This window comes from Pseudonocardia pini, from assembly GCF_013870575.1.
In the GTDB taxonomy this organism is placed as follows: Bacteria; Actinomycetota; Actinomycetes; order Mycobacteriales; family Pseudonocardiaceae; genus Pseudonocardia; species Pseudonocardia pini.
In genome coordinates, this window is the sequence record NZ_JACBXB010000511.1 from 1 (window position 1) to 4065 (window position 4065).

Here is a 4065-nt window from a genome sequence, read left to right on the forward strand (position 1 = left end):
TGCTGCCCGGCATCCCGACCGCCGACGTCGAGGGCATGTCCTACGCGCTGGGCTCCTTCGCCGAACACGGCGCGCGGCACGCGTTCGTCCAGACCGTGCGCAGCACGCTGAGCTGGTCCGGGCAGCGGCTCGACGGCACCGGCAGGCTCTACCTGCTCGCCGACGTCCCCGTCCTGCTCGTCGCGGGATCCACCGACACCGTCATCCCGGTCGCCCACACCCTGGCCGCGCACGCCCGGCTCCCGGGCAGCCGCCTGGAGGTCTTCGAGGGCACCGGGCACTTCCCCCACTCCGAGCACCCGGCACGCTTCGCGGCGGCGCTGCTCGACTTCGTCCGCACCAGCCGCCCGGTCCGCACGGACCTGAGGTCCCTGCGCCGCCGGCTCCGACAGCCGGTACCCGCACCGGCGGTCACCGCGCCTGCCTGACCCGGCGGAACAGGAAGATCCCGTACGCGAGCCCGGGATCCACCCACTCGGCCTCGGGGACGAGCCCGTGCGGGGTGACCTCGGCGGCCACCACGTCGGGCCGGAACTTGGCCGAGAACCCGACGTTGACCGTGCTGCCCGCGGGGAGGTCGAGGCGCAGGTCGAGGGCCGGGAGCGTGACCCGGTGGTCCTCGGCGACGTGCAGGTGCCCCTCCACGACCGGCCCCACGGCGTGGGCGCGCGGCTCGAACCGGTCGAGCCGGAAGTCCGCGCCGAACCGCTCGTTGAGGTGGGTCAGGTGGTTGAGCCGGAAGCGGCGGAAGGCGTCGTGGCCGGGTGGGTCGTTGTAGCAGCGCTCCATGTCCGCGGCGGGTTTGACCAGGTCGACGGACACGAGGAAGCCGTCGCCGGGCTCCAACGCGGCCGCGACCGCCCCGATCAGCGCCGCCCGCTCGGCCGGGGTGGTGTTGCCGATGTTGCTGCCGAGGAAGGCGACGACGACCGGGTCGCCGCCCACCAGGTCGCGGAGCGCGGCGAGCCCGGCCTCGTACCGGCCCCACAGGCCGTGCACGGACAGGCCCGGCAGCGCCGCGACGAGGTCGGCGGCGCTGCCCTCCAACATCTCCCGGCTGACGTCGACCGGCAGGTAGGTGGTCGGCCGCAGGCGCAGGCACTCGGCCAACAGCAGCCGCGTCTTGCGGGCGCTGCCGCTGCCGAGCTCGACCAGGTGCGCGGTGTCCATCCGGGCGGCGATGTCCGCCGCGCACCGCTCGAGCAGCCCGCGCTCGGCCCGGGTCAGGGTGTAGGTCGGCAGTGCGGTGATCGCCTCGAACAGCTCCGAGCCGAGGGCGTCGTAGCCGAAGTGCGGCGGGATCCGCGGCACCGGTTCGCGCAGGCAGGCCTCGAGCAGCGCGCCGTCGTTCCAGAAGTCCTGGTCGACCTGCGTGAGCGGGGAGGCGCTCACCGGTACCGGCCCGAGCCGGGACGCTGCGGAGTCATGAGCAGGACTACCCGCCCCGGGGCGGGTGGGGGAGACCACGCGGACAGGCTGCCGGCAGCGTTGCGGCCGGCTGCGCGCCGGGTCACGATCCGGCGTCTATCGGCCCCGATCGGACCGCCGCTCGCGGGCCGGGCTCGTTCGTCGTGGTGTAGTCCGGGAACCGCCGTCTCGAGGAGCCGACCATGGACACCGTGGTGCCCGGCCGGGTCCGCCTCGGACCCCCGCCCGCGCCGACCGCCCGCCGGACGTGGAACGCCACGGTCCTCGTGGTGTTCGGGCTGGGCTTCGCCGCCCTCGTCTGGAACCGGCGGTGGGTCTCCGACGACGGCCTGATCGTGCTCAGGACCGTCCGGAACCTGCTCGGCGGCGCGGGTCCGGTGTTCAACGCGGGCGAGCGGGTCGAGGCGAACACCTCCACGCTGTGGACGTACCTGCTCGCGCTGCCGGGGCTGGTCCCCGGCGTGTCGCTGAACTGGGCGGCGGTGGTGCTCGGGCTGGTGTGCTCGGTGGCGGGCCTGGTCCTGGCGATGGACGCCGCGCGCAGGCTCTGGCGGGCCCGGGCGGTCCTGCCCGCGGGCGCGCTCGTGGTGCTCGTGCTGCCCCCGTTCTGGGACTTCGGCACCTCCGGCCTGGAGACCGGGATGATCACGGCCTGGCTGGGGCTGACCTGGTGGCTGCTGGTCAGACGGCTGCGCGGCGACAAGGGTGCCTGGCTCCTCGCCGTGGTCCTCGGGCTGGCCCCCCTCGTGCGGCCGGACCTGGCGCTGCTCTGGCTGCCGGTCGGCGCGGCCCTCCTGGCCCTGGAGTGGCAGGGCGGGTGGCGGCGGATCCTCGGCCTGGCCGCGGCGGCGCTGGCGGTGCCCGCGGCCTACGAGGTCTTCCGGATGGGCTACTACGGCCTGCTCGTCCCGTCCACGGCGCTGGCCAAGGAGGCGGGCGTCACGCGGTGGGAGCAGGGCGGCTTCTACCTCGACGACCTGCTCGGCACCTACGAGCTCTGGTGGGCGGGCGCCGGACTCCTGCTCACGGTGCTCGCGCTGGGCCTGCGGAGCGCGGTGCGCCGCGGCGGCGAGCCCGCTCCGCGGAAGGGGCTCACCGCGGTCGTCGCCGCCGTGCCGGTGGTGTCCGCGCTGCTCCTCGGCCTCTACGTCACCCGCGTCGGTGGCGACTTCATGCACGGCCGGATGCTGCTGCCCGCGCTGTTCTGCCTGCTCCTACCGGTGATGGTCGTGCCGCTGAGCCGGTTCACGATCGTCCCGGTGCTGGCGACCGCGGTGTGGGCCGGGCTCTGCCTCACCTCGCTGCGCCCGGCGTACGGCGAGACGCTGGGCCCGAACTGGATCGCGAACGAGCGGCTCTACTACGTGCTGCTGCTGGGCGTGGAGAACCCGGTCACCGCGGACGACTACCGCTCGCACCCCCTGGTCGCCGAGGGCGTCGCGCGGTTGGAGCGCTCCGCCGAGCCGTCGCTGGCGATCGTGGGCGGCGGGGACTGGTATCTCTACCCGTCGACCATGGACCGGGACACGATGGTCTGGCTGAACCTCGGCGTGGCGGGCGAGCTGTCGCCGCTCACCACCCGGGTGCTCGACGGGGTGGGCCTGGTCAACCCGATCGCCGGGCACGCGACCGGGGTGCCGGGCGGGCGGATCGGGCACGACAAGGACCTACTCCCGGAGTGGTTCCTCGCCGACGCCGGGGTCACCGGCGACACCGGCTTCGTGGACCCGACGAGGGTCGCCACGGCCCGGGATGCCCTGGCCTGCCCGAAGACCGTCGAGATGATCGAGTCCTACCGCGCCCCGCTCACCCTCGACCGCTTCTGGCAGAACCTCACGGGCTCGCTCGACCGCACCGGCTACCGCTACCCGCGAGAGCCCGACCCCACCTGTGAGCGGCGATAGTCGCTATAGCGACTATCGCCGCTCACAGGGTCAGGGGCGGTCCAGGGGTGGGTCGGCCGGGGCCTCGCCGATCGTGCCGACCTGCTGCCAGCCCCACATCGTCCGGTCCCCCCGCGTGACGTCCGGGGCGCCGCCGGGGACGTAGGGCTCCAGCATGCGCAGCTGGCCCCAGTCGAAGTCCCAGGCGCCCTGCAGGTAGCTCGGCAGCACGCGCTGCGCGGCGACCTGGTCGATCCAGCCCTGCGGACCGCCCGTCGACGGCCAGCCCCAGTTGTCCCCGACCTCCCGCTGCTGGGTGTCCGCCAGGATCCGGTAGGCGGGCATCTCCGCCACCCCCCGGTGGATCCCGAAGGGTTCCAGGCACGGGCTCGGGAAGGCGGTCGGCCAGTCCAGGTACCCGACGGTGCCCGCCACCACCTGCGTCAACGGTGTCAGCTGCGGGACCCGGGGCTCGGCGACGGCGAGCCAGCCGCCGTCGCCCAGCGCCTCGTCCGCCGCGACCACCCGCACCGCGTCGGCGGTGGCGGCCGGGCGGCCCGTCAGGTCGAGCCGGACGTCCCGCCAGCCCGCGCCCGAGGTCGCCGTGCCCAGCGGGTCCGAGGTTGCGGTGACCGCGCCGGACGAGCCGGAGGGTTCGATCGTGTCCACGACCGCCCCGCCCCGGCCGAACTCCAGCGCCAGCGACGTCCCCGACCCGATCTGCCCGGCCACCCCGAGCACCAGCGGGGCGGAC

At 74.7% G+C, this 4065-nt stretch carries 4 protein-coding genes; 2 read left to right on the top strand and 2 right to left on the bottom strand.

What is annotated here, in order from left to right:
• A partial coding sequence (locus H5J29_RS23560; RefSeq protein WP_181783217.1) for an alpha/beta fold hydrolase occupies positions 1-428 on the top strand: 428 nt, incomplete at its 5' end.
• Here the strand turns inward: H5J29_RS23560 and H5J29_RS23565 are convergent.
• Complete coding sequence (locus H5J29_RS23565; RefSeq protein ID WP_312858370.1) at positions 412-1392, bottom strand: L-histidine N(alpha)-methyltransferase; 981 nt, start codon at positions 1390-1392, stop codon at positions 412-414. The two genes, H5J29_RS23560 and H5J29_RS23565, sit on opposite strands and share 17 nt — an antisense overlap.
• Before the next feature lie 218 nt (positions 1393-1610).
• Here H5J29_RS23565 and H5J29_RS23570 point away from each other — a divergent pair, with 218 nt between their 5' ends.
• Complete coding sequence (locus H5J29_RS23570; RefSeq protein WP_246394187.1) at positions 1611-3332, top strand: arabinofuranosyltransferase AftB family protein; 1722 nt, start codon at positions 1611-1613, stop codon at positions 3330-3332.
• A 30-nt stretch (positions 3333-3362) separates the two neighbouring features.
• On the opposite strand, the gene H5J29_RS23575 is transcribed toward H5J29_RS23570, so the two are convergent.
• On the bottom strand, positions 3363-4065 hold a 703-nt coding region (locus H5J29_RS23575), incomplete at its 5' end, for an arabinosyltransferase C-terminal domain-containing protein (RefSeq protein WP_220187828.1).

Coding starts and splice junctions, on each gene's coding strand:
- H5J29_RS23570 (WP_246394187.1), top strand. CDS start 1,611: ATGGACACCGTGGTGCCCGGCCGGGTCCGCCTCGGACCCCCGCCCGCG.